A 24,939-nucleotide genomic window follows, 5' to 3' on the forward strand; every position below is an offset into this window, starting at 1 on the left:
GAAGGTTGGGTAACACCAACTGGAGGACCGAACCCGCATCTGTTGCAATAGATTGGGATGACTTGTGGCTAGGGGTGAAAGGCCAATCAAACTCGGAAATAGCTGGTTCTCCGCGAAATCTATTTAGGTAGAGCGTCGAGCGAATACTCCCGGGGGTAGAGCACTGGATGGGCTATGGGGACTCACCGTCTTACTGATCCTAACCAAACTCCGAATACCGGGAAGTACTACTCGGCAGACACACGGCGGGTGCTAACGTCCGTCGTGAAAAGGGCAACAACCCTAACCTCCAGCTAAGGTCCCCAAGTCATGGCTAAGTGGGAAAGGATGTGAGGATCCCAAAACAACCAGGATGTTGGCTTAGAAGCAGCCATCATTTAAAGAAAGCGTAACAGCTCACTGGTCTAGTCAAGGGTCTTTGCGCCGAAAATGTAACGGGGCTAAAGCCATGCACCGAAGCTGAGGATTCCTCTTTGAGGAGTGGTAGCGGAGCGTTCCGTAAGCCTGTGAAGGGACAGCCGTGAGGCATCCTGGAGGTATCGGAAGTGCGAATGTTGACATGAGTAACGATAAAGAGGGTGAGAGACCCTCTCGCCGAAAGACCAAGGGTTCCTGCTTAAAGTTAATCTGAGCAGGGTTAGCCGGCCCCTAAGACGAGGCGGACACGCGTAGTCGATGGGAACCACGTTAATATTCGTGGGCCTGGTGGTAGTGACGGATTGCTTAACTTGTAAGGTCTTATTGGATTGATCTTGCAGGGACGCGGTTCCAGGAAATAGCTCCACCGTATAGACCGTACCCGAAACCGACACAGGTGGTCAGGTAGAGTATACCAAGGCGCTTGAGAGAACTATGTTGAAGGAACTCGGCAAATTGCACGCGTAACTTCGGAAGAAGCGTGACCCTTATGTGCGCAAGCATGTGAGGGTGGCACAGACCAGGGGTAGCGACTGTTTACCAAAAACACAGGGCTCTGCGAAGTCGCAAGACGACGTATAGGGTCTGACGCCTGCCCGGTGCTGGAAGGTTAAGAGGAGGGGTGCAAGCTCTGAATCGAAGCCCCAGTAAACGGCGGCCGTAACTATAACGGTCCTAAGGTAGCGAAATTCCTTGTCGGGTAAGTTCCGACCTGCACGAATGGCGTAACGACTTCCCCGCTGTCTCCAACATAGACTCAGTGAAATTGAATTCCCCGTGAAGATGCGGGGTTCCTGCGGTCAGACGGAAAGACCCCGTGCACCTTTACTATAGCTTTACACTGGCATTCGTGTCGGCATGTGTAGGATAGGTGGTAGGCTTTGAAGCAGGGACGCCAGTTCTTGTGGAGCCATCCTTGAAATACCACCCTTATCGTCATGGATGTCTAACCGCGGTCCGTCATCCGGATCCGGGACAGTGTATGGTGGGTAGTTTGACTGGGGCGGTCGCCTCCGAAAGAGTAACGGAGGCGCGCGATGGTGGGCTCAGACCGGTCGGAAATCGGTCGTCGAGTGCAATGGCATAAGCCCGCCTGACTGCGAGACTGACAAGTCGAGCAGAGACGAAAGTCGGTCATAGTGATCCGGTGGTCCCGCGTGGAAGGGCCATCGCTCAACGGATAAAAGGTACGCCGGGGATAACAGGCTGATGACCCCCAAGAGTCCATATCGACGGGGTTGTTTGGCACCTCGATGTCGGCTCATCGCATCCTGGGGCTGGAGCAGGTCCCAAGGGTTTGGCTGTTCGCCAATTAAAGCGGTACGTGAGCTGGGTTCAGAACGTCGTGAGACAGTTCGGTCCCTATCTGCCGTGGGTGTAGGAATATTGACAGGATCTGTCCCTAGTACGAGAGGACCGGGATGGACATATCTCTGGTGGACCTGTTGTCCTGCCAAGGGCATAGCAGGGTAGCTATATATGGAAGGGATAACCGCTGAAGGCATCTAAGCGGGAAACCCACCTGAAAACGAGTGTTCCCTATCAGAGCCGTGGTAGACGACCACGTTGATAGGCCGGGTGTGGAAGTGCGGCAACGCATGAAGCTTACCGGTACTAATAGCTCGATTGGCTTGATCGTTCCCATTGCTTGTGTTCATCACACGATGCATCTGACGTGTTCAAAAAAAGACAAGAGACATGAAGGCTATTGCCTCCATCCTCTCTTCACCAGCTTCTCAAACGTTGCGCTTCGCTGACCTGGTGGTTATGGCGGGGTGGCTGCACCCGTTCCCTTTCCGAACACGGCCGTGAAACGCCCCTGCGCCCATGGTACTTCGTCTCAAGACGCGGGAGAGTAGGTCGCTGCCAGGTCTGCAAAACGCAACGCCGAGCAAACCCATCAGGGTTTGTCCGATGATTTAAATCTTCTCGACACAAAAACGGCTAAGCCGTGTTACAATAGGCCGCTCAAAAGCGGCCTTTGTCGCTTCTAAAGGCATACAGTTATACGCCCGGCTCCGAAATAAGGTGCCACGGGAACACGGGACAAATCCTTCGGATTTGCCCGGATCACGCAAGCCGCAACCCGGCTTGCTCAAGCTCCGACGAACCCCAACGGTTCGCTCAGGGCGGACAAACCGCAACGCGGTTTACGCTGGTAACGCGGGGTGGAGCAGCCCGGTAGCTCGTCAGGCTCATAACCTGAAGGCCGCAGGTTCAAATCCTGCCCCCGCAACCAAGCCTTCCCAAACAACATTCCGCTAGCCCTACCGCTAAAACTCAAGCTGCACTACGCGATCGTGGCGCCGCCGGACCTGAAGACCCATCCAACTTCGGAAATATTGTACCTGTGCCCTGCAAAAGTGCTTTTCGGGTGGGCTGCGGCCGATAATTGGGGTCATATGTATCCCTTGTCAGCGGCGAAGAGGATTCGCCGCGATCGGAGGGATAGAGGCGGCGCGTTATCGTTCTGCCGATTCCGACCCGAGCCGCAGTGAGAGGATATTGCCATGGCCAGGACGGTGCGAGTTGCGCAGAAAGACTGTGTCTATAAAATCGTCAATTCGCCGGTTGGTGGGCTGAAGCTCGTCGCGAGTCGCGATGGCTTAGCGGCGATCCTTTGGGATATCGACCGGCCGAACCGCGTCCGCCTGAACATCGTTGCAGAGGATGAGAACCATCCCGTCCTCATCGAAACGGAGCGGCAGTTGCGGGAATATTTTGCCGGGGAACGGCAGGTTTTTGATCTGCCGCTGGATTTCTCCGGCACCTTTTTTCAAAAGAAGGTCTGGCAGGCGCTGCTCAGCATCCCCTTCGGAGAAACGCGCTCCTATGCTGAGATCGCCGAGCAGATCGGGGCTCGTCAAGCGATACGCGCGGTGGGCGCCGCCAATGGCAGGAACCCGATCTCCATCATCGCGCCGTGCCATCGGGTCATCGGATCGGCGGGAGACCTCAGGGGATTTGCCGGTGGTCTGGAGCGGAAGACCTACCTTCTGGAGTTTGAAGGCGCAAAGACCAAGGCGTTCAATTTCGCCGCCTGACGGTTACACGCGCTCGTCTGAGAAGAGATCCCCTTGTAGCAATGACAAAACAGCCCGCTTGGTGGACAAGCGGGCTGTTTTTGTTTTCGGCATCAGCCACTATGCGAAACAGCCGGTTCGATTTTTATCAAGCCAGCCTTAGGCTCGCATCAGCCCTCAAGCCACTTCACCTGTTCCGGCGTCAGCTTGATGTCGAGCGCCGACAGGCTGTCTTCCAGCTCGGCGATCGTGCGCGGGCCGATCAGTGGGATGACCGGGAAGGGCTGGGCGACGACATAGGCAAGCGCGATATGGATCGGGTTGCGGCCGAGCTTCTGCGCCAGTTCGACCGCCCGGTCGCGGCGGCCGAAATTGCGCTCGGAATACCAAACGCGTACCAACTCCTCGTCGTCGCGCTTGTCACGGCCGGCGCGATCGGTGAAAAAGCCTCGGCCTTGGCTCGACCAGGCGAAGTTCGGGATTTGCTTGGCGTTCAGCCAGGCCTTCCATTCGTCGTCGGAGGCGGCGATGCACCCGGCCCAGATCGGATCCAGCATCTCCGCCAGCGAGAAATTGTTGGAAAGAGCTGCTGGCGCCGCCTTGCCGTTCCTTTCGGCATAGGCGATCGCCTCGTCAAAACGAGCACGCGTCCAGTTGGAGCCGCCGAAGATGCCGCGGATGCGGCCAGCTTTGACCTCGGCATCCATGGCATCGACGAATTCGCCGACCGGAATAGCCGGATTGTCGCGGTGCATGAAATAGATATCGACATAATCGGTCTTCAGGCGGTTCAGCGACTGGTCGAGCTGCTTGGCGATCATGTCCGGATAGCAGAGCGGCGAATGCGCCCCCTTGCCGATCAGCACGATCTCCTCGCGCGGAACCTTGCGGCTGGTGTGCCAGTCGCCGAATATGCTTTCCGTCTTGCCGGCGCCATAGACATAGGCCGTATCGAAGGCATTGCCGCCGGCTTCGTAGAAGGCGTCGAGCGTCAGCGAGGCGGCTGCGAAATTCGGGAAGAATTCGAAGCCGAGCGTGACGATCGAAGCCGGCTTGGCAATGCCGGGGATGGTGCGTTTCGGAATGCTGTTGCCCATGGTGACAGGTGAGCCGACGATGTTCGTCGTCCGCCGCGTCGCCTTCTCCACCTCATATTCGAGGCCAACGGAGGCACGCCATTGGTCGAGAACACGTAGGTTTCCGATCGAATCGGCCCAGTTGATGCCCGGGTAGGCGAATTCCGTTTGACCGACGCGAATGGCGTCGCCAGCGGCGTCGACTTCGAAGGAATAGAGCCAACGATCTTCCTTGACCTCGACGATCTGTGTTTCCGCGCCCTTGATGAGCTCGATCTTGCCGATGCCACCCTTATGCCCGGAGGCGAACCAGAAATCCTTGACTTCCAGGCGGCCGTCCGAGCCGATGATACGCAGCGTATTGTCCTGATTTGCCATGATCGAGCAGGAGACTTCGGCGATGATGTTGTTCGGGAATTTCAGCACCGCCGAGGCCCATTCGTCGACGCCGGTCTGGCCGAGATGAGCAACGCCTGAGACCTTTTCCGGGTCGAGGAACGGCTTGCCGTCAACGGCACCGGCAATCAGCCGCGCCATCGATACCGGATAGCCGCCGACATCCAGAATGCCGCCGCCGGCGGTGTCGTTGGCAAAAAGCCGATGCTCGGGCTTGACCGTACCCATGTTGAAGCCGAACGAGGAGCGGATGATGCGGAGCTCGCCGATCACACCGCTTTTGACCAGCTCGATCAGCTTCGCCGTTTGCGGATGCACGCGGTACATGAAGGCTTCGCCGGCGAAGACGCCAGCCTTCTTGGCTTCGTAATAAATCGCCTCGGCATCATAGGCAGACAGCGCAATCGGCTTTTCGACGAGGACGTGCTTGCCGGCGCGAATCGCCTTGATGGCCCATTCGGCGTGGCCGGTATGGGGAGTGGCAATATAAATGGCGTCGATTTCCTGGTCCGCCAGCAGCGCCTCGTAGCCATTGACGATGCGCGCACCGGGAAAATTGTCGCCGAGACCCGGCTTGTTGGGATTGCGGCTGGCGATGGCCACCAGTTTGCCGCTACGGGAGTGAGCGACGCCTTCGGCAAAAGTCTGTGCGATCCTGCCGGGGCCGATAATGCCCCAGCGGATGGATGTCTCAGTAGTCATGAATTGGTCCTTTCCTAAATCTGCAGGCTGTCTTGGGAGTGGTAGGAAAAGGGCGCCTATCGCAATCGATTGCCGGCGCCGTCGAACAAGAATGTCTTGGCTGCGGAGAGCGCGACGGTCAGCGTGTCGCGGTTGTTGGCGTTGCGGGATTCTTCCCGCTCGATGACGATCTGCTCGCCGCCGGCAATATTGGCGTAGATGTAGCTGGTATTGCCGAGATGTTCGGCAACGTCGACATCGACGGTCACATCGATATCGCCGCGGCCGGCCTCGAGAAAATGTTCAGGCCGCACACCGAGCGTCACCGCCTGGCCGGTTTCAACCTGAGCTGTCGTAATCGGCAGCGTCAGACGGACTTCGCGCTGATTCTGCAGGGCCACGGTCACGCGGCCATCCTGCTTGTCAACGATCTCGGCTGGCAGGAAGTTCATCTTCGGCGATCCGACGAAGCCGGCGACGAACTGGTTGGCGGGATCGTCGTAGAGGTCGAGCGGCGCGCCGACCTGCTCGATATTGCCGCCGCGCAGCACGACGATCTTGTCGGCCAGCGTCATCGCTTCCGTCTGGTCGTGCGTCACATAGATCATCGTCGTGCCGAGCTTCTTGTGGAGGCGCGAGATTTCGACGCGCATCTGTACGCGGAGCTCCGCGTCAAGATTGGAGAGCGGCTCGTCGAACAGGAAGATTTGCGGTTCGCGCACGATGGCGCGGCCGATGGCGACCCGCTGGCGCTGGCCGCCGGAGAGCTGCTTCGGCCGGCGGTGCATCAACTCGGTGATCTTCAGGATCTCGGCTGCTTGTTTGACGCGGCGTTCGGTATCGGCCTTGGGATTGCCGTTCATGCGCAGCCCGAAGCTGAGATTCTGTTCGACGGTGAGGTGCGGATAAAGCGCGTAGGACTGGAACACCATGGCGATGCCGCGATCGGCCGGCTCCATGTCATTGACGACGCGGCCGCCGATCTTCAGTTCGCCGCCGGTGATGTCTTCCAGACCGGCGATCATGCGCAGCAGCGTGGACTTGCCGCAGCCGGATGGGCCGACGAAGACGACGAATTCGCCGTCCTTCACGTCGAGATTGGCGCCGTGGATGATTTCAAGAGTACCGTAGCGTTTGACGATATTGGTAAGGGACAGTTCGGCCATACGGATCTCCCGGAATTATTTGATTGCGCCGGCGGCGATGCCGGCGATGAAGTGGCGTTGCAGGAGAACGAAGACGATGAGGATCGGCGCCGTCAGCATCACGGCACCCGCCATGATGCCGCCCCAGGATACCCTGGTGAGGCCGATCAGCGTCCCGAGCGCCACCGGTGCCGTCATCATTCCCGGCCGGGAATTGATGAGCAGCGGCCAGAGATAGTTGTTCCACGAGGCCAGGAACAGGATGATGGCGAGCGCCGCCATGGTCGGCCTTGCGAGCGGCAGGGCGATGCGCAGGAAGATCTGCCATTCCTTGACGCCCTCGACGCGGGCGGCGTCAAAGAGTTCGCCCGGCATCATCGAGAAGGCCTGGCGCATGAACAGCACCCCGAGCGAATTGAAGAGCGGCGGTACGATCAGCGCGACCCATGAATTGGCCAGCCCGAAATCGCGCGCCACCATGATGAATTGCGGGATGACGACGACGGAGTAGGGCAGTGTGATCGTGCCGAGGATGATGCCTATGACGCCAGAGCGGCCGGCGAACTGATAGCGGGCCAGCGCCCATCCGGCCATCGAGGTCAGCAGCACCGACAGGAAGGTATAGGTGACGGCAACGACGATGGAGATCGTCATCGCGCCCACGAAGTTGGTGTCGGCCTGCAGGTTCCGGACGTTGTCCATGAAACCCGTCGACGGTGTCAGGATGATGCCGGGGCTGAAGATGCCGTAATCGGGCATGGTCGAGAAGACGAACATCATCCAGAGCGGAAACAGCCAGATGATGGCGAGCGGCACCAGCAAGCCATGCAGCGCGATCGACCTAATCAGATTGGATTTGGACTTCGATTTCATTTCGGTTCGCGCCCCACCCAGAGATTGAGAAGAGAGATGACCACGGCAAGCGCTGCCATCGTGTAGGCGATCGCGGAGGCATAGCCGAAGTTGGTCGACTGGAAGGCCTGGCGATAGAGCAGGAGGCCGAGCGTCTCCGTCCCGCCGCCGGGACCACCCCTGTTGGTGATCAGATATGGTTCGGTGAAGAGCTGCATGGTGCCGATGACGGAGAGGACTACGCAGAACAGGATGATCGGTTTCAGCAGGGGCAGGGTGATATGGATGAACTGCTGGAAGCGGTTGACGCGGTCGAGGGTCGCAGCCTCGTAAACATCCTCTGGGATCGATTGTAGCCCGGACAGGATGATGATGGCGTTGTAACCCGCCCAGCGCCAGGTGACGGCGATGATGATGAGCACCATTGCGGCATGCGATTCGGCAAACCACGACACCGGTGCGAAGCCGACCGTGCCGAGCAGCTTGTTGACGATGCCGAAATCGACGTTGAACATCAGGCGGAAGACAGCGGCATAGGCCACCTCTCCAACGACGACGGGTGCGAAGAAAGCAAAGCGAAAAATGCCACGCGCCTTCAACAGCGGTGAATTCAGCAGCACCGCCATGACCGTGGCGAGCGTGATCATGACAGGTACCTGGACGATCAGGATGATCAGCGTGTTTTCAAGCGCGTTGTAGAAGGCCGGGTCGCCGAACAGTCGCCCCCAGTTGAACGACAGATTGTAGGCCCACGGATTAACTCGGGTGTTCTGGAACGAGATCAGGAACGAATCGATGATCGGCCAGACCCAGAAAGCGGCGAACACCAGAAGATAGGGTGCAAGGAACGCATAGGCGCTCCGGTTTCGCAACCGCATGAAAGCCTTCTCCTTTATGCGCAGTGAAATGATGCGTGACGTCGCATCCCCGCCGCCCTGAGGGCGGCGGGGATGCCGAGCGCGGCTTGGGATGCGCGCCCGGCAGTGTCACTCACTTCGCAAGCGGCAGACCTGTCGCCGAGGCGATCTGCTGGGCCGCATCGTCAAGCGCGGCCTTGCCGTTTGGATAGCCGCCGGCGAGGTATTTCGTCTGGACGGCCTTTATGACCTCATCCGCGTCGCTGAAATACTGGGTGCCGGGGCTCGGGCGGATCTTCGGCAGGGTGGCGAGGATATCGGCCCAGACTTTCTGCCCACCCCAATAGGGCTGCGGCTGGTTGACGAAGGGATCCTGAACCGCCGTCAGAAGCGACGGTACGAGCCCGAAGGACTTCAGCATGGTAACCTGGCCCTCGTTGGTGCCAAGCGTGTATTCGAGGAATTTCCAGGCGGCTTCCTTGTTCTTGGAACCGCTGGCAATTGCGAGCGAGGAGCCACCGAGATTGGCCGCATGCTGGCCGTCGGCCGTCATGCTCGGCATCGGATAGACGCCCCATTTGCCGGCGAGATCCGGCGAGGTGGAGCGGACGGTGCCTTCATACCAGCCGCCATAGAGCTGCGATGCCACTTTGCCGGCAGTGTTCGCCTGAATTTTCTCGTTCCAGTTCGCGGCGCTCATCAAGCCCGCGTCCTTGATCTCCTTCACCTTGTCCAGGGCTTTCACACAGGCCGGCTGGTTGACGGTGATGCTCTGGCTGTCATACGAGAAATAGCCGCAGCCCTGTTCGTTGGCGAGCATGCGGAACCATTCGGTATCGCCGTTGAGATCGGCCTGCGTCATGATGACGCCCGGATTGGCGGCGGAGATCTTCTTGCCGGCGGCAATGAAATCGTCCCAGGTCTTGATCGTTGCCGGATCGACGCCAGCCTTTTCATAGAAATCGCGGCGGTAGAACATGGTGACCGGGCCGGAATCCCAGGGCATAGCGTAGGCGGCATCGCCGACTTCCAGTTCGGCACGCTTGAAGTCCGGAAACTGCTTCTTGAGCGCGTCCGTGTAGCCGAGCTTCGTCAGATCGGTCAGGCAGTCCGGAAAGCGGTTCCAGAAGATCGAAGCCTTGTGATTTTCGATCGACATGACGTCCGGCAGACCGTCGCCGCCGGCGGCACAAGCGGCCAGCATCTTGTCGAAGACCTGCGGGTTGCCGATGTCCTGAACTTCGACCTTGATGTCGGGATATTTCTTATTGAACCCCTCGACCGTGGATTTCAGCGCCGACGCGGCGATGTTCCAGCTCCAGACAGTAATGGTGGTTTGTGCTGCATAGGCAGAACCGGAAGCGAGCAAGGCAGCAAGTGCCGTCGCTCCCGCGAGTTTAAAACGCATTGAAAATCCTCCCTTTTCAATTGCCGTCCTCTAGCGAACACGCTTAAACTAGCTCCCGGTACGCTTCTGTCTCCTAAAAAAGGAACATGGACTTGGCGGAAAGTAAGGTGGGTCATCGAGCGGTTTATCAGCCGGGTGCAAGCAGCATCGAGGGGCTGCCGACGACTCTGCAAATGTTTCATACCCATCCACCCCTGATGGCGATGCCGCATTGGCATGCGCAGGTCGAGGTGAATTACCTTATACGCGGCACGGTTCACTACCGTATGAACGACCATGAAATTCAACTTCGAGCCGGCGATATCTGTCTGTTCTGGGGCGGGCAGCCGCATCAGATGGATGATTCCTCGGAAGATTCGATCTATGCCGGCGCGCATTTGCCGCTGGTGCATTTCTTCCGCATGCGCCTGCCGCTCGATATTTCCGGCCGGTTGATGCGAGGAGAGACGCTGGTCACCTCCGCGACGGATGCCGCCGATAACGAGAATTTTGCCCGCTGGTATCGCTATGTCCGCTCCGGCGATCCGGCCAAGGCCGAGCACGCGGTCGCCGAACTTCTGCTGCGCCTGGAGCGCATCGCCTTCGAGCCTTATCGCATGCTGCCGGAAAAGCGCGAGCATCAGTCGAACGAACAGGTCCACCCGCAATCGTCGCGCAGCCTGGCGCGGATGTGCGATTTCATTGCCGGCAATTTCCTGCACGATATCGATACTGTGGATATCGCCAAGGCGGCGGATCTGCATCCGAAATATGCGATGAACCTTTTCAAGAAATGCACCGGCATGACGCTCAGCAAATATGTCAACCTGCTGCGCCTGTCGCGCGCCCAGGCGATGCTGATGCGCGACGGCGCCAATGTGCTGCAGGTGGCGATGGACAGCGGCTTCGGCTCGATCAGCGCCTTCAACAAATCCTTCCGCCACATTGCCGGCATGTCGCCTTCGGATTTCCGTAGGGACATGCGCATGGTGACGGCAATGAGCGTCGAAGGCGCCCAGCCTGCTCTGCGCCGGTCCGCCTCGCAATTCTAGCCACCGGCCTCTTGCCGTCGCTGCCGATAGGGCGCAGTCCTTGGGCGTAGTCTTTGGAGGAAGATTTTCATGCGGCAGTTTTCGGCATGTATCGAATGGTTGTTTGCCCGCGAGGGCGATGATTTTGCCGATCGTATCCGGCTGGCGCATCGGGCGGGATTGAGTGCGGTCGAGTTCTGGCGCTGGACGGACAAGGACCTCGACGCGATCGCATCCGTGGTCGCCGAGACTGGAATCGCCGTGTCGGGCATGGTCGCCGAGCCGATGATCGCGCTGACGAATCCGGCGAACAAGGAGGCCTGGCTGGAGGGATTGGAGATGTCTGTCAGCGTCGCGCAGGGCCTGGGTGTCCCGGTTTTGATCGCGCAGGCGGGGGATGATTTGCCGGAATTTACACGCGCCGAACAACGGGATGCCTTGATCTCCGCCTTGAGCGCCGGCGCCGATATCCTGAGCGGCTCTGGCGTACGCCTCGGCCTCGAACCGCTGAACACCAGGATCAATCATGTCGGCTACTATTTGTCCTCTACCACAGAGGGCCTGGATATTATCGATGAGGTGGGACGGCCGGAAATCGGTATCGTCTACGATATCTACCATTCGGCTGTCATGGGCGAGCGAACGGAAGAGGTCGTCGGCGAGCGGGCCGATCGCATCGTGCATGTCCATGTCGCCGATCATCCGGGCCGCAACGATCCCGGCACCGGCGGGATCGATCTGCTCAATCGCCTGAATTGGCTGTTTGCCCACGGCTATAGCGGCAGGATCGGTCTCGAATACAGGCCGAGGACGGAGGATGCCGAGGCGGTTCGTGCGGTGGTGAGGTCGCTGTCGGCTTGACGCTCAGACGGGCTCCAATACGCCGAAGACGGCGACCAGCGCGATGACGGCGATACCAAGGATGATCTCGGCAATGCTGCCGCGACGGATGGCGTTCAAAGACCGAACCCGATCGCGTCGTATCCTGGGCACGAGAATGTAGCGATTGACGATCGCCAGCAGGCTCATGCACGCGACAAGCGCGATCTTGGCGGCAAGCAGCGTCTGATAGGGAGATGACCAGTCGGTCGGCAGGCGCTGGAGGACCAGCATCGTATTGATGAAGCCGGAGGCGATGACCAGCGCCACGGCGCCATGCCCGGCGGTGGAGAAGCGCCGAAGCGCCGACAGCGCCTCCGCCCGCCATTCGGGCGTCTTCAAAAGTCGGAGGATCGGAACCAGCGGCACCAAGGCGCCGAGCCAGCCGCCGCCGGCAAGCACATGAAGCATGTCATTGGCGCGATGGGCCAGCTTTAGCCAGCCTTCATGCATCGAGGCGTGACCGGTGAGCATGAGGGCGGCAAGGCCGAGGCCAGAACCCAGCGCTACGCCCGGACGACGCCATTGCCCTGGCGGCAGAAAGGCAAGAACGAGGATGAGTGCAGCGGCGGCCTGGGCCAGCCAGGCTTGTCCGACCGTCGTATCGAGCAGGACGTCGCGGATCGTGCCGGCATTGAGGGCATCGCTCCAGCCATTGCCGATGGTGGCGCTTGCAAGCGGCAGCCAGGCGATGGCCGTGAGCCCGGCGATCAGCGCCGCAAGGAAGGGCGCGACGCCGAACATGCGCCAGACCTTCTCCGCCAGCGCTTTCGGCACCAGAAGGCAGAGAAAGACCGAGGCGCCCCACAGAAGCATCAGGGATACGTCGTGGAAGAAGCGGCACGCCTCGAGCGCTGTGTTGGGATCGATCAAGGTTTTACGGCGCTCAGCGTTTCGGAAACGGGACTATCAATACGCTCTGGGGTCACCGAGCGCGATAGAGTTGTGGACATGCTATGTCAATTTTCACCATGCGGAATGGCCATGTTCGGGACGCTTTGCCGCAAGGTAATTCTTTATTGATGGCTTCCGTCGACATAGACATCGGCCCGGAGCGTTTATTCCCATACTCGGCAAAGAATTGTCGCTTTTCGATTATTTTTGCTTAGGAGGGTTAGAGCGCTCGGGATGACGACATTTCGATGAGGGAGTTCCATGGCGGCAAATATCATACGCGAGAAAGTGACTCGCGGCTTCAGCCCGCGCCGGCGTCGGGAAAGCCTCGATAGGCTTGACAGGCCGACCTATGTGATCGGCGACGTCCATGGCTGCTACCACCTCCTGAGCGCGCTCGAACGCAAGATTTTCGCCGATGCCGCCACGCTGCCCGGCCCCAAACTGATCATCATGCTCGGTGATTTCATCGATCGTGGTCCGGCCTCGGCACAGGTTGTCAGCCGGCTGATGGCGCCGCTGCCGAATGGTTTCGACCGGATCTGCCTTACCGGCAATCATGAATTGGCCATGCTCGCCTATGCCGACGGTGAAATATCCCTGGACGACTGGGTGGGGCTCGGCGGCGAGGCAACGCTGAATTCCTACGGTTTGGATATCCAGGCTTTACGGAGGCAATATCCCCAGCAGAAAAAACTCGACACCTTCATCCGGACCTGGCTGCCGGATGATCATCTCAACTTTCTCCGCGGGCTGCCGATCCTGCTGGATACGCCGCAGGTGCTGTTCGTTCATGCCGGTATCGATCCGGAACGGCCGATTTCGGCGCAGGAGGATGATGACCTCGTTTTCATCCGCTCGCGCTTTTACGACAGCGCGCAGCCGCTGCCGAAACTGATCATTCATGGCCATACGCCGGTGAGACAAGCCGAAGCGCATGGGCTCCGGCTCAATATTGACACCGGCGCCTTCCGTTCCGGGAGGCTGACGGCGGCTCGTTTGTGGCAAGGCCGCATCCACATCACGTCGACTTGATGCCTTCTTTCAGAAGCCACCACGCCGCCGACATTTTAAGCCTGCGCAGTATCGTTATCTCCTTGTCTGTTCTATAGAACAGGACGAAAAAAGAATTGAGACGATAAGAGCCAGGAGAGCTTCATGGCCGCCACCATCCGTTATCACGAAGGCGATATTTCCGCGGCCGATGCCGCCCGCTACACCGGCGCCATAGCGATCGATACCGAAACGCTCGGCCTTATTCCGCGCCGCGACCGGCTCTGCGTGGTGCAGCTTTCGCCGGGTGACGGCACCGCTGATGTGATCCGCATCGCCTCCGGCCAGAAAGAGGCGCCGAACCTCGTCGCCATGCTGGCCGATCCCGCGCGCGAGAAGATCTTTCACTACGGCCGCTTCGATATCGCCGTGCTGTTCCACACGTTCGGTGTCACCACCACGCCGGTTTTCTGCACCAAGATCGCCTCGCGCCTCTGCCGCACCTATACGGACCGCCATGGCCTCAAGGACAATCTCAAGGAGATGCTGGAGGTCGATATTTCCAAGGCGCAGCAGTCTTCCGACTGGGCGGCTGAGACGCTCTCGCCGGCGCAGCTCGAATATGCCGCCTCTGATGTGCTTTACCTGCATGGGCTGCGCGACAAGCTGACGGAACGCCTTGTGCGCGACGGTCGCATCGAGCATGCCAATGCCTGCTTCACCTTCCTGCCGACCCGGGCGAAGCTGGACCTCCTCGGCTGGGAAGAGACCGATATCTTCGCGCATAGCTGACCGGCTGCGCTAAAAGTGATGAAACGGGAAAGCCGGTGCCGCTGACGTTGCATCGGCTTTTATCGTTATGGTTAGCAATCTGTTAAGAGACGTCCTGCTATTCTATCCCTGATTTCAGGCATTCGACCGACGTTTTCCCGCGTCAATCAGCCGGTCAACCGGCCTTCGAATCGCTAGCGGCCGCATGAGCGGACCCTGATTGAACCTGCCTTCTGCTTCCGTCGTCGTCTTGCCAGACAAAGGAGCATCACATGTTGTCCCCCGTGAGTGCCGTGTCTGCTTTGGGTACAGCCCTTGAAAAACCAGTGGTTGCCACCCCGGAAACGTCTGGCGTCCAAACCGCCGCGACGCCGCTTGCCGTACTGTCGAGCACGGTGAACGCCAGCGTCGAGGGCAAGCTGAACATGCTGCTGGTGGCGGCGCGCGAGCGGATGTTCGACAGCCTGCTCTCCGCCATCGATGCTGCCAGCGTTGCGCTGAATGTTTCGCGCGAGCCGGATGAGAACAATGCCGCTTTGGCGCAGCGGCTGGCGGATACGATCCGCAGCCTGCCGCCCCAACAGCTTGCCGTTGCCCAGCAACTCCTGGACACGCAGACAGAAATGCCGATCTCCCTGCCTGTCCTTGCCGAGGCCTTGACCAATCCGGATGGGCCGGAAGCGGTGCAAATCGCCATTAGCCTGGAAGCGGCGCTGACACAGGAGCCCGACGCGGTCCTCAAGGCCGTCGTCAATTCCTATGGTCAGAACGCGGGTGAAACGGAGACGGCCAAGCCGCAGACCCCGGTCCCGGCACAGACGGTGCTGAAGACTACAGACGCCGCTTCTATGGCGACATCGGCAGCCTCGCCGGCTTCGTCGGACAAGGCCGCAGCGCCTGCATCCGCGGCCGCGACGGCTGCCCTCTCCGCAACTGCCGCGCAGGTTCCTGAGGAAATGCCGGCTGCGGCTGTGCGGAGCCAGGCAGTTCTCTTTGCTGCGGCGATTTTGGGCCCGGAAATATCGCCTGACCTCGAAACGATCTCGTCTCCGCAGGCCATTCCGAACCAGCAATCCGCCCCGATTCCGCCAGCCGCAAGTGCGCTCGTCGTTGATGCTGGCCTCGGCGAGATCGTTCATCCGCAAAATGCCATCCCCGCCGAGGCCAACATATCGTCCGCCGCAGTGGCATTGCTGGCCGCATCGGCCGAGGAACATCTCCCAACGGAAATCGCCCTGATCAGATCGCCGATCACGCCGCCGCCTGTGCCCCGGGATATCCAGCAGATCAGGGCCGATATCAAGGAAGGGCTGCAGGTGGTCATAGGCCGCGCCATCGACGTCGCCGGCCCGGAACTGCTGCAGATCATCCAGGATGATTCGACCTCGGCAGAAAGTGTCATCGCCCAGGCGCTTGCCGCCAATGCCGCCGATCAAAAGGACGTGCCGTCGCTGCCGCAGACGGCCGGCAATGAGGGCACCCGGAATCTTGCCGCCGCCATGGCAAGCCAGAACGCGACCTCTCTCGATGAGATGCCGAATGCGCCAGCCGCACTTCTCGGTAAATCCTTGAGCGGCCCGCTGGTGGCGCCCGCCCCGGTCATGTCCGATGCTGCGGCGCAGATGGGAACACCGGCCCCGCTGCCGCAAGGCATTCCCTTTGCCATCGCACAATATTTGCCGGTGGATCTCCCCATTGACGACGAGGATCTGGAGAAGGTCAATCGTGTCGATCCCGCCGATGACGAGGAGGCCGAACAGGGGCAGGGCGGAGAAGCGCCACAGGACGAAGGTGAAGACGAATCCCAGCCCGAGGAAATGCATGAGCCGCCTGCGGAAGCATCCGACGATGCCGATGCCGAAGCAGCGTCCTCACAAGATAGCGTCGTTGCGCCCAAACCGCTCGCACTGCCCGCACCCGGACTGAGGGATTCCCTGCATGATCACGCCTTCGATTTCTATCAACGCATGGTGGAATGGGAATAAGCGGACGGCATCAGAGCGCCGCTCCAATTCTTGAATCGTGAGCAAATAAAAAACCCGCCGGATCGCTCCGGCGGGTTTCTATCTCTGAGGCTTCGACCGAAGATTATTCGGCGTTGCGGTTCTTCAGAGCCGCACCCAGGATGTCGCCGAGCGAAGCACCCGAGTCGGACGAACCGAACTGAGCGACTGCTTCCTTCTCTTCTGCGATTTCCAGAGCCTTGATGGACAGCATGATCTTGCGGTCCTTCTTGGAGAAGTTGGTGACGCGGGCGTCGACGGTCTGACCGACCGAGAAACGCTCCGGACGCTGCTCGTCGCGGTCACGCGACAGATCGGCGCGGCGGATGAACGAGGTGATGTCGTCGTGGTTGACGAGCTTCACTTCGATACCGCCATCGTTGATCGCGATGACTTCAGCCGAAACGACTGCATTCTTGCGCAGTTCGCCGGAAGCGGCGGCTTCGCCAACGCTGTCCTTGCCGAGCTGCTTGATGCCGAGCGAGATGCGTTCCTTGTCGACATCGACGTCGAGAACGACGGCCTTGACGACATCACCCTTGTTGTACTCCTCGATGACCTGCTCGCCCGGACGGTTCCAGTCGAGGTCGGAGAGGTGCACCATGCCGTCCACATCGCCGTCGAGGCCGATGAACAGGCCGAATTCGGTCTTGTTCTTGACTTCGCCTTCGACTTCGGTGCCAGCCGGATGGTTGCGGGCGAATGCTGCCCACGGATTTTCCAGCGTCTGCTTCAGGCCGAGCGAGATACGACGCTTGGTCGGATCGACTTCGAGAACGACGACTTCGACTTCCTGGCTCGTGGACAGGATCTTGCCGGGGTGAACGTTCTTCTTGGTCCAGGACATTTCCGAGATGTGGATCAGGCCTTCGATGCCCGGCTCCAGCTCGACGAACGCACCGTAGTCGGTGATGTTCGTAACCGTACCGGAGATCTTCTTGCCTTCCGGATACTTGGCCTGGATGCCATCCCACGGATCGCTCTCGAGCTGCTTCATGCCGAGCGAGATGCGGTGGGTTTCCTGGTTGATGCGGATGATCTGTACCTTGACCTGCTGGCCGATGGACAGGATTTCCGACGGATGGTTCACACGGCGCCATGCCATGTCGGTGACGTGCAGCAGGCCGTCGATGCCGCCGAGGTCAACGAACGCACCGTAATCGGTGATGTTCTTGACGACGCCGTCAACAACCTGGCCTTCTTCGAGGTTCTGAACGATTTCAGAACGCTGCTCGGCACGGGACTCTTCCAGAACCGTACGACGCGAAACGACGATGTTGCCGCGGCGCTTGTCCATCTTGAGGATTTCGAAGGGCTGCGGGTTGTGCATCAGGGGCGTAACGTCGCGGATCGGACGGATGTCGACCTGCGAACGCGGCAGGAAGGCGATAGCGCCGTCGAGGTCGACGGTGAAGCCGCCCTTGACCTGGTTGAAGATGACGCCTTCGACGCGCTCGCCAGCTTCGAACTTGGCTTCGAGCTTGATCCAGCTTTCTTCGCGGCGAGCTTTTTCGCGCGACAGAACAGCTTCGCCAAGCGCGTTTTCGATGCGCTCGACATAGACTTCGACTTCATCGCCAACCTTGAGCGTGCCGTCCTTGGCGCGTGCACCGAATTCCTTCAGCGCGATGCGGCCTTCGACCTTGAGGCCGACGTCGACAACGGCGACATCCTTTTCGATGCCGGTGATGATACCCTTGGTGACATAGCCTTCAGCCAGATCGTTCTTGGCAAAGGACTCTTCGAGAAGGGCTGCGAAATCTTCGCGAGAGGGGGAAGTTACAGACATAAAATCTCCTGGCGTGTCCTTATTGTGCATTCGGGACACTGATGCGCCGGTGGTTCGTGTTGAACAGGCCTGGATCCGTCCGCCTACCCTTGGGGAAGGCTATCCGGCGCTTGGACGGAATGTCAGGCTTTCTAAAATAAGCGATTTCGTGCGCAAAGCACGCGAAAGCCGCTCGCATTTTTAGGCATTTCGGCTCAGACCGGCGTCGATGATCGATTTTGCCGCCTGAAACGCCGCTTCTATACTCATTTCCGAGGTATCAAGCAAGTGCGCGTCTTCCGCCGGCCGCAAAGGGCTGTCGGCGCGGCCCATGTCCCGCTCGTCGCGCCGTTTCACGTCCTCGAAAATCGCCGCATAATCGGCGCTGCCGCCGGCATTGACGATTTCGTCGTAACGTCGTTTCGCCCTGACTTCGGCCGAGGCCGTGACATAGATTTTCACCGGCGCATCGGGGCAGACGACGGTGCCGATGTCGCGCCCATCCAGAACCGTGCCCGGTTCTTTGCGCGAAAAAGCCCGCTGCGCCTCGACCAGCGCGCGGCGCACCGCCGGCATGACGGCAATCTTCGATGCCGCCTCGCCGATCTCATGCTGCGACAGGACCGCGCGGTCGAGCCCGGCAAGATCGATCTCGCGCGCCATCGTCTCTGCCACCGCCTCGTCGTCGAGCGGCAATCCGGCATCCAGCAGCGCTTTGGCGGTCGCCCGATAGGTCAGGCCGGTATCGAGATGGTGAAAACCATATTCCTCGGCGATCCGGCGCGACAAGGTTCCCTTGCCTGCCGCAGCGGGTCCGTCGATGGCGATGATCATTCTTTTTATATCCTTGCCTTCGGTCTTGTTGTTATTTGCCGTATTGCCGCACCAGATCGGCCATTTCGGCCGCATTGGTACGGTCGATTGCGTCGAGGCCTTGGGCCACGCCCTGACGGTCGGCAGCGGGACGGTTCTGGCTGACCTTCCACTTGCCGTCAATCGTATCGATGTCGATCTCGATGCCGATAATGCCCTTCAACTGGGCGCTGATGAACTCCGCCGGCGCATCGTCGACCGTCCAGGGCTGCGGACGGCCGCTCTCATTCTCGCCGGTCAGCATGCCGATCTGCTCGCGCAGCCAGGCGGGATCTTCGATGACGCGCGCATTGCCGCGCACCTGCACGACCGCGTAGTTCCAAGTCGGCACAACCTTGCCGGTCTCCTGCTTGGTCGCATACCAGGACGGCGTGATGTAGCTTTCGGCGCCCTGGAAAACGACGAGGAGCGGCGCTCCCGCCTGGATTTCCCGCCATTGGCCGTTTGCCCTGGCGATATGCGCCTGCAACGTGCCCTTGGACGAAAGGCCAGTCCTGAGATGGAACGGCACAGGATTGGCGATCAGCCCACCATTACCGGCGGTAATCAGCAGTCCCAGCGGATGCGCGCGGATTAGCGCGTGCTGCGTGCCGAGATCGTCTTCGCGATGATGGGGCGGTTGATACATGGTGCGGAACCATCTGATACTGTCGGGCGCATCATGCCGGCGGCCCCGAATGGCCATCGGCTGCTTCCGATTTGGGGTTGCGTTGCGCCTGCGGGCGCTTTCACCCGCAGGCCAGCACGATTTTATCAGCCCTCGACCTCGATCGTCGCACCCAATCTTGTCATGAGGTCAAAAAACTCCGGGAAGCTGGTAGCGATCATGGTGGAATCATCGACCCTGACCGGGTGCTCCGAGGCAAGTCCCATCACGAGAAAGCTCATGGCAATGCGATGGTCGAGATGGGTCCCGACCTCGCCGCCGTCAGCATGGCCGAGACCTTTTCCATCCGGCCTTCCCCGAACGGTCAGCGAATCCGGGCCTTCGGTGCAATCGACTCCATTGAGCATCAGCCCTTCAGCGACAGCCGAAAGCCGGTCGGATTCCTTGACCCGCAACTCTTCCAGCCCGAGCATGACCGTCGTCCCCTCGGCGAACGCGGCGGCGACGGCGAGCACTGGATATTCGTCGATCATCGCCGGCGCCCGCTCGGCCGGGACGGTGACGCCCTTGAGCGCCGAGGAGCGCACGCGCAGATCAGCGACATCCTCGCCGCCGGCAAGGCGCCTGTCGAGAACCTCGATGTTGGCGCCCATCTCCTGCAGCGTCAGGATCAGCCCGGTGCGGGTCGGGTTCATCAGTACGTTGCGGATGGTGATATCAGAGCCGGGGACGATCAGCGCCGCGACCAGCGGAAAGGCCGTCGAGGAGGGGTCGCCGGGAACGTCGATGATCTGGCCGGAAAGCTTGCCCTGGCCCTGAAGGCGGATGGTGCGCACGCCGTCCTGATCGGTCTCGACCGAAAGCTCGGCGCCGAAGCCGGCCAGCATCTTTTCCGTATGGTCGCGGGTCATGACCGGCTCGATGACGGTGGTGATGCCAGGCGCATTGAGGCCGGCGAGCAGCACGGCGGATTTGACCTGCGCCGAGGCCATCGGCACGCGATAGGTGATCGGGCTGGCCGTCTCCGGCCCATGCAGCGTCACCGGCAGCCGGTCGCCTTCGCTGGACTGGACCTGCACGCCCATCCGCCTCAGCGGATCGAGGATGCGGCCCATCGGCCGCTTGGAAAGCGAGGCGTCGCCGATGAAGGTGGTCTCGAAGTCATAGACGCCGACAAGGCCCATGGTCAGGCGGCTGCCGGTGCCGGCATTGCCGAAATCGAGCGGCGCTTGCGGGGCGAGCAGTGCGCCGTTGCCGACGCCCTTGATGATCCATTCGGCCCCGACCTTTTCGATCGCAGCGCCCATGGCCTGCATGGCCTTGCACGTATTGAGCACATCCTCGCCTTCGAGCAGGCCGGTGATGCGGGTTTCGCCGGCGGCCAGGCCGCCGAACATGAGGGCGCGATGCGAAATGGATTTGTCGCCGGGAACGCGGATGGTGCCGGAAAGATTGGTCGAGCGACGCGCTGTCGCGGGCCGCGGATGAATGTCGTGCGGCATGGGCAATTCCTTTGCGATGCCGTTATTTACGCCGCATTATCGCTGGCTTAGCTCCTGTTGCGCCAACTGACCTGCGGTTCACGCCGGCTCGTTACCATAGACCCGTTGCCGGGTCATCCCGGAATGCCGGGAAAACCCGTCTCGGCGTATATAAAGTTTAGCTTTGACAGAGAGAGCCGCAACGATTAAGGGGACCGGCTGATAATTTCCCTTAAAACGCCGGCTTCCCCGGCATTGCCGAATCTTTATTCGGCCATTCATGAGGCTTTGACAGTGGCGAAAGCGGAACTTGGAACAAAACGTACCGATCCAGATACCGGCAAGAAGTTCTATGACCTGAACCGGGACCCGGTCGTCTCGCCCTATACCGGCAAGTCCTGGCCCTTGTCCTTCTTTGAGGAAACCTCCGCTTCGAAGGAAGTTCCGGAAGAAGACGAAGTGGCTGAAGTCGATACCGAAAACACCGAAGTCGAACTGGTGTCGCTCGAAGACGCCGACGAAGCGGCAACCGGCGACGATATTCCGGATATGGGCGATGACGATGTCGAAATCGGTGACGATGACGACGATACCTTCCTCGAAGCCGACGAAGACGAAGATGATGACGATATGAGCGACATCATCGGCGTTACCGGCGACGACGACGACGTTTGATCTCTGAACAATCGGCCCGGTGAACAAGAAAAGTTTTCCGGGCCGAAAATTTCGGCTTGCTATCTGCAAAAACCAGAAGTAATAAGCCGCCACCCCGACGGGCGAAGCGCTCGGAAGGGACCCAGGGCCGGTCAAACGGCACCACCTTGATGGGGCTATAGCTCAGCTGGGAGAGCGCTTGCATGGCATGCAAGAGGTCAGCGGTTCGATCCCGCTTAGCTCCACCAACCTTCGCTTAAAAGGCACTTACTTGGCGGACCAGTTCGGTCTAGTTGATGTTGACTTGTCGCCAACATGGTCGAATTCGGTAACCCTTCGTTCAACCATTTATTGTAAATTGACACGGTGATTACCACATGGTAACGGCGGCGCCTAGCGCCAGGTCGTGGAACGAATCGACGCAGCAATAGTTGCGTCTTGAGTCAAGCGTTTCTTGTAGTACACTCAACTGAATTCGATTCGGGGGGAAGTCATGATAATGAATCTTATCCTCGCCGTGGCGTCGGGCGCCATCGGTCTATCCCTGATTCGCTTCGCAATCAAACTCGCGAAGTTTGATAGGATTGAATATCAGAAGTCTCGAGCTCGATATCCATCCTTGATGGCGGCGATTTCCGGCAAGGCCACTGTTCGATACAACGGAACTCCGGATGGTCGCGTTCGGGCCGGTATCGTTTATAATACCAAAAAAAAGCGCATCGAGCCCAATGGCAAGCTTCGTAACGATGTGGTCGATCAGGTGTTGTAACGAAAAATGTTCTATAAAGGCTGGGTGCCGACGGTAAATGGCCGGCTTTCGTACAAGCTTATCGGCGAGACGCGGTATCCCAGTAACCCGGAATATGTGAACTCATCTGATGGGTCTCATTTGTACGTGGCCGCAGCGCAATCTCGTCAGCTAAGTGATGTTTTGTTTGAGCCTTTTATCGGAAGGCTATTCGGATATAGCGGTCGTTTCGAATTTGTTTTTTGCGCCAGATCCCGGCGCACCCTGCCTTCTCCCGACTCTAAGCTCATCGGCAAGGTCTTCGTCTTTCATCAGGAAACGTTCTCCAAAAGCGGCGCTCGTGAGAGCTTCCGGAGTTCTGTACAGTCGATGCGGACCTTGGATCCGGGTGCGATGAACGTGGGGCTCAAACAACAGTATCTTGAGCTAAGTCAATCGATGCTAGCACGATGCGACTTCCACATGGATGTCGTCTTGAATCGCGATGGCGTCATAACGCTTTCGAAATTAAAATGGTCTGACTCCGAACTGCGGAGAAATACCGAGGAATATACCGACACCATAGAATTTGATTTGGAACATGGCATAGCTGACCAAATCTATTTTTTTGTTCGCGACTTGACGCACCAGCACCAACACCACGGAAATGATGCCGATACGATAATCACTACGCAGCGTCAGGCCAAATCAGATGATTTGCGTTGGTGCCTTGAGATCATGTACAGCCTTTATTTTCACATCATCACCGTGAAGAGAAAGGAAAACCCGTCAGAACATGTCAGGGCTCTAGGTGTCTTGGCCTATCTTCAATCTTACAAGACCATAATCCAGCGCCGCATTGATTCCGTTGGATACCCTTTGGTGCTACCTGAGTTTGACGACGCCTCATCAAAAGAATCTATCAAAGCGACAAAAGACTACATCGACTTCAAGCTAAATGAACAAAAGCGTAACAGCGAAATCCAGCGATCGTTTCTTCTCTGGGTAGTTGCCATTGCGATAACAGTGATGAATTTCACCATCAGCTTCGCGGATAAAAGTTTGCCTACGAATCCGTTTATACTTTCGATGGCAAACTTCTTGAAGACGAACGCCTTTGTAATCCCAGCGCTGGCCATCATTGCGCTGATCTACTACGCAAGCAACCTGATCGTGAAACCGCGTTACGACTTTAAACGTGATGTCGTGCGATTATCGATAGCTGGTCGAGGCGTTGCCATACCAATCCTCTCTTTACTGGGCGCCGCATTGCTTTTCACTGCCGGTATTTTTGTTCGTAATCTTCTGTTCGGCTGAATGCTATTCGCTAATCCGCTGGTGACATGCAAGTGTTAGCATCGTCCTGCCCTCCGCCCACTCCTTTCCCTCACCCACCAACCAAAATCGCCACATTGCAGCGCACAAATATCTGCTAGGAAAAAACGAATCGTTTTCTGCCGGCGCTCTCAAGAGCCCCGGCTCGACACGCCCGAGGATGTATCTTGTTCGTTTTTTCCAAACTTGTCTGGATTTTTGGTCAGCCGCTGTCTTTGGCTTTTTTCTTCGGCGTATTGGCCCTGATCGGCAGCCTGGTTGGCCGGCGCGTTGTCGTGGTCATCTCGACGCTGTTGTCGACCCTGATCCTGTTCGTCGCGCTTTACACGACCGCTGGCGCCTATATCGTCCAGGGGCTGGAAGAACGCTTTCCGCGTCCGACCTCCGATCCCGCGGATCTCAAATGCATGATCGTTCTCGGCGGCGCTACGCAGAATGAGGTGACGACGGCGCGGGGTGGGTATGAGCTCGATTCGGCTGGCGATCGTCTTGTCGAGACGTTGCGGCTGGCGCAGAAGTTTCCGCAGGCGCGCGTCGTCGTTTCCGGTGGCGACGGATCGATCAGCGGCAAGTATGAGGGGGATGCCGTCATTTCCGAGCGCTTCTTTGTTGCGCTCGGCCTTCCGAAGGACCGCCTGGTCGAGGATGCGACGTCGCGCACCACCTATGAAAATGCCGTCAACACGAAGGAGCTGCTGGCGCAGAACGGGTTGTCCGGCTGCCTGCTGATCACCTCCGGCTTCCATATGCCACGTTCGATGGGCCTTTTCCGCAAGCAGGGCATCGATGTCGTTCCCTGGCCGGTCGATTATCGCAGCACGGGTAAGGAAACGCTTGAGCTCGATTTCACCCAGCCGTCATTGAACGCGCAATTGCTGGCGACCGGCATCCGCGAATGGATCGGCCTCGTCGGCTATTACGCCGCCGGCCGCACCTCGGCGCTTTATCCCGGCCCCTAACCAGGTGGCCCGGCCCCTAACTAGTTTCCGTCCACAAACGACAACTTATTGATATTATTACGTGAATCTGAATTTTGCGCGGGTAAGGCCCGGCGGTTTCAGGTATACTTTGGGCTCATGCCACTGATTC

At 59.1% G+C, this 24,939-nt stretch carries 20 protein-coding genes, 2 tRNA genes and 2 rRNA genes (1 of these 24 running past the window's edge); 14 read left to right on the forward strand and 10 right to left on the reverse strand.

Going from position 1 to position 24,939, the window contains the following annotated elements; genetic code table 11:
- The 4 genes from QA648_RS17300 to QA648_RS17315 form a co-directional block, all read left to right on the forward strand.
- Positions 1-2,056, forward strand: a 23S ribosomal RNA gene (locus tag QA648_RS17300) (it extends 837 nt beyond the left edge of the window).
- Between the two features lie 118 nt (positions 2,057-2,174).
- Positions 2,175-2,289, forward strand: a 5S ribosomal RNA gene (rrf, locus tag QA648_RS17305).
- A gap of 290 nt (positions 2,290-2,579) precedes the next feature.
- Positions 2,580-2,656, forward strand: a tRNA-Met gene (locus QA648_RS17310).
- 271 nt (positions 2,657-2,927) lie between these two features.
- Positions 2,928-3,461 carry a methylated-DNA--[protein]-cysteine S-methyltransferase gene (locus QA648_RS17315; RefSeq protein ID WP_283048284.1) on the forward strand — a complete coding sequence of 178 codons (534 nt, stop codon included), beginning with the start codon at positions 2,928-2,930 and terminating at the stop codon, positions 3,459-3,461.
- A 149-nt stretch (positions 3,462-3,610) separates the two neighbouring features.
- Here QA648_RS17315 and QA648_RS17320 read toward each other — a convergent pair whose 3' ends face one another.
- The 5 genes from QA648_RS17320 to QA648_RS17340 all read right to left on the reverse strand — a co-directional run bounded on the left by QA648_RS17320 (position 3,611) and on the right by QA648_RS17340 (position 9,855).
- Positions 3,611-5,614 carry an aldo/keto reductase gene (locus QA648_RS17320; protein WP_283048286.1) on the reverse strand — a complete coding sequence of 668 codons (2,004 nt, stop codon included), beginning with the start codon at positions 5,612-5,614 and terminating at the stop codon, positions 3,611-3,613.
- Between the two features lie 56 nt (positions 5,615-5,670).
- Positions 5,671-6,759 (reverse strand): sn-glycerol-3-phosphate ABC transporter ATP-binding protein UgpC, encoded by a 1,089-nt coding sequence (ugpC, locus tag QA648_RS17325; protein WP_283048288.1) that lies wholly within the window; start codon positions 6,757-6,759, stop codon positions 5,671-5,673.
- Between the two features lie 15 nt (positions 6,760-6,774).
- Positions 6,775-7,611: a carbohydrate ABC transporter permease gene (locus QA648_RS17330; RefSeq protein WP_104821492.1), complete on the reverse strand. Its 837-nt coding sequence runs from the start codon at positions 7,609-7,611 to the stop codon at positions 6,775-6,777.
- Positions 7,608-8,468, reverse strand: a complete 861-nt coding sequence (locus tag QA648_RS17335; protein ID WP_104821493.1) for a sugar ABC transporter permease — start codon at positions 8,466-8,468, stop codon at positions 7,608-7,610. Before QA648_RS17335 ends, QA648_RS17330 begins: the two co-directional genes overlap by 4 nt.
- Positions 8,469-8,580: 112 nt before the next feature.
- Positions 8,581-9,855, reverse strand: a complete 1,275-nt coding sequence (locus QA648_RS17340; protein ID WP_104821494.1) for a sugar ABC transporter substrate-binding protein — start codon at positions 9,853-9,855, stop codon at positions 8,581-8,583.
- 86 nt (positions 9,856-9,941) lie between these two features.
- Here QA648_RS17340 and QA648_RS17345 point away from each other — a divergent pair, with 86 nt between their 5' ends.
- On the forward strand, positions 9,942-10,886 hold the full coding sequence (locus QA648_RS17345) for a helix-turn-helix domain-containing protein (protein ID WP_104821495.1): 945 nt from the start codon (positions 9,942-9,944) through the stop codon (positions 10,884-10,886).
- Between the two features lie 69 nt (positions 10,887-10,955).
- A complete protein-coding gene (locus tag QA648_RS17350; protein WP_283048291.1) occupies positions 10,956-11,726 on the forward strand; it encodes a TIM barrel protein in 771 nt (256 codons plus the stop codon).
- 3 nt (positions 11,727-11,729) lie between these two features.
- On the opposite strand, the gene copD is transcribed toward QA648_RS17350, so the two are convergent.
- A complete protein-coding gene (gene copD / locus QA648_RS17355) occupies positions 11,730-12,617 on the reverse strand; it encodes a copper homeostasis membrane protein CopD (RefSeq protein WP_283048293.1) in 888 nt (295 codons plus the stop codon).
- A gap of 282 nt (positions 12,618-12,899) precedes the next feature.
- Between copD and QA648_RS17360 the strand changes: the two genes are divergently transcribed.
- The 3 genes from QA648_RS17360 (at position 12,900) to QA648_RS17370 (ending at position 16,387) form a co-directional block, all read left to right on the forward strand.
- Positions 12,900-13,673 carry a metallophosphoesterase gene (locus QA648_RS17360; protein ID WP_283048295.1) on the forward strand — a complete coding sequence of 258 codons (774 nt, stop codon included), beginning with the start codon at positions 12,900-12,902 and terminating at the stop codon, positions 13,671-13,673.
- 123 nt (positions 13,674-13,796) lie between these two features.
- The gene (locus tag QA648_RS17365; protein WP_283048297.1) at positions 13,797-14,423 is read left to right on the forward strand and encodes a ribonuclease D; all 627 of its coding nucleotides are present in this window, start codon (positions 13,797-13,799) and stop codon (positions 14,421-14,423) included.
- Positions 14,424-14,674: 251 nt separating this feature from the next.
- Positions 14,675-16,387 (forward strand): hypothetical protein, encoded by a 1,713-nt coding sequence (locus tag QA648_RS17370; RefSeq protein WP_283048299.1) that lies wholly within the window; start codon positions 14,675-14,677, stop codon positions 16,385-16,387.
- A gap of 103 nt (positions 16,388-16,490) precedes the next feature.
- Here QA648_RS17370 and rpsA read toward each other — a convergent pair whose 3' ends face one another.
- From rpsA to aroA, 4 genes are all read right to left on the reverse strand, one after another.
- Entirely contained in the window at positions 16,491-18,194 is a 1,704-nt protein-coding gene (rpsA, locus tag QA648_RS17375) for a 30S ribosomal protein S1 (protein ID WP_104821501.1), read from the reverse strand.
- 180 nt (positions 18,195-18,374) lie between these two features.
- Positions 18,375-19,007, reverse strand: a complete 633-nt coding sequence (gene cmk / locus QA648_RS17380) for a (d)CMP kinase (protein WP_283048301.1) — start codon at positions 19,005-19,007, stop codon at positions 18,375-18,377.
- 31 nt (positions 19,008-19,038) lie between these two features.
- Positions 19,039-19,674, reverse strand: a complete 636-nt coding sequence (locus tag QA648_RS17385) for an FMN-binding negative transcriptional regulator (protein WP_283051394.1) — start codon at positions 19,672-19,674, stop codon at positions 19,039-19,041.
- A 125-nt stretch (positions 19,675-19,799) separates the two neighbouring features.
- Positions 19,800-21,155 (reverse strand): 3-phosphoshikimate 1-carboxyvinyltransferase, encoded by a 1,356-nt coding sequence (gene aroA / locus QA648_RS17390; RefSeq protein ID WP_283048302.1) that lies wholly within the window; start codon positions 21,153-21,155, stop codon positions 19,800-19,802.
- A 273-nt stretch (positions 21,156-21,428) separates the two neighbouring features.
- Between aroA and QA648_RS17395 the strand changes: the two genes are divergently transcribed.
- The 5 genes from QA648_RS17395 to QA648_RS17415 all read left to right on the forward strand — a co-directional run bounded on the left by QA648_RS17395 (position 21,429) and on the right by QA648_RS17415 (position 24,809).
- Positions 21,429-21,809 (forward strand): TIGR02300 family protein, encoded by a 381-nt coding sequence (locus QA648_RS17395; RefSeq protein ID WP_283048303.1) that lies wholly within the window; start codon positions 21,429-21,431, stop codon positions 21,807-21,809.
- 151 nt (positions 21,810-21,960) lie between these two features.
- Positions 21,961-22,036 (forward strand) — tRNA-Ala (locus QA648_RS17400).
- A gap of 251 nt (positions 22,037-22,287) precedes the next feature.
- Positions 22,288-22,557 (forward strand): hypothetical protein, encoded by a 270-nt coding sequence (locus QA648_RS17405; RefSeq protein WP_104821504.1) that lies wholly within the window; start codon positions 22,288-22,290, stop codon positions 22,555-22,557.
- Between the two features lie 6 nt (positions 22,558-22,563).
- The gene (locus QA648_RS17410; protein WP_283048306.1) at positions 22,564-23,832 is read left to right on the forward strand and encodes a hypothetical protein; all 1,269 of its coding nucleotides are present in this window, start codon (positions 22,564-22,566) and stop codon (positions 23,830-23,832) included.
- Positions 23,833-24,017: 185 nt separating this feature from the next.
- Positions 24,018-24,809, forward strand: a complete 792-nt coding sequence (locus QA648_RS17415) for a YdcF family protein (protein WP_104821506.1) — start codon at positions 24,018-24,020, stop codon at positions 24,807-24,809.
- The last annotated feature ends 130 nt before the right edge of the window (positions 24,810-24,939 follow it).

Origin of the sequence: Rhizobium sp. CB3171 (assembly GCF_029714265.1) — a bacterium.
Lineage (GTDB): Bacteria > Pseudomonadota > Alphaproteobacteria > Rhizobiales > Rhizobiaceae > Rhizobium.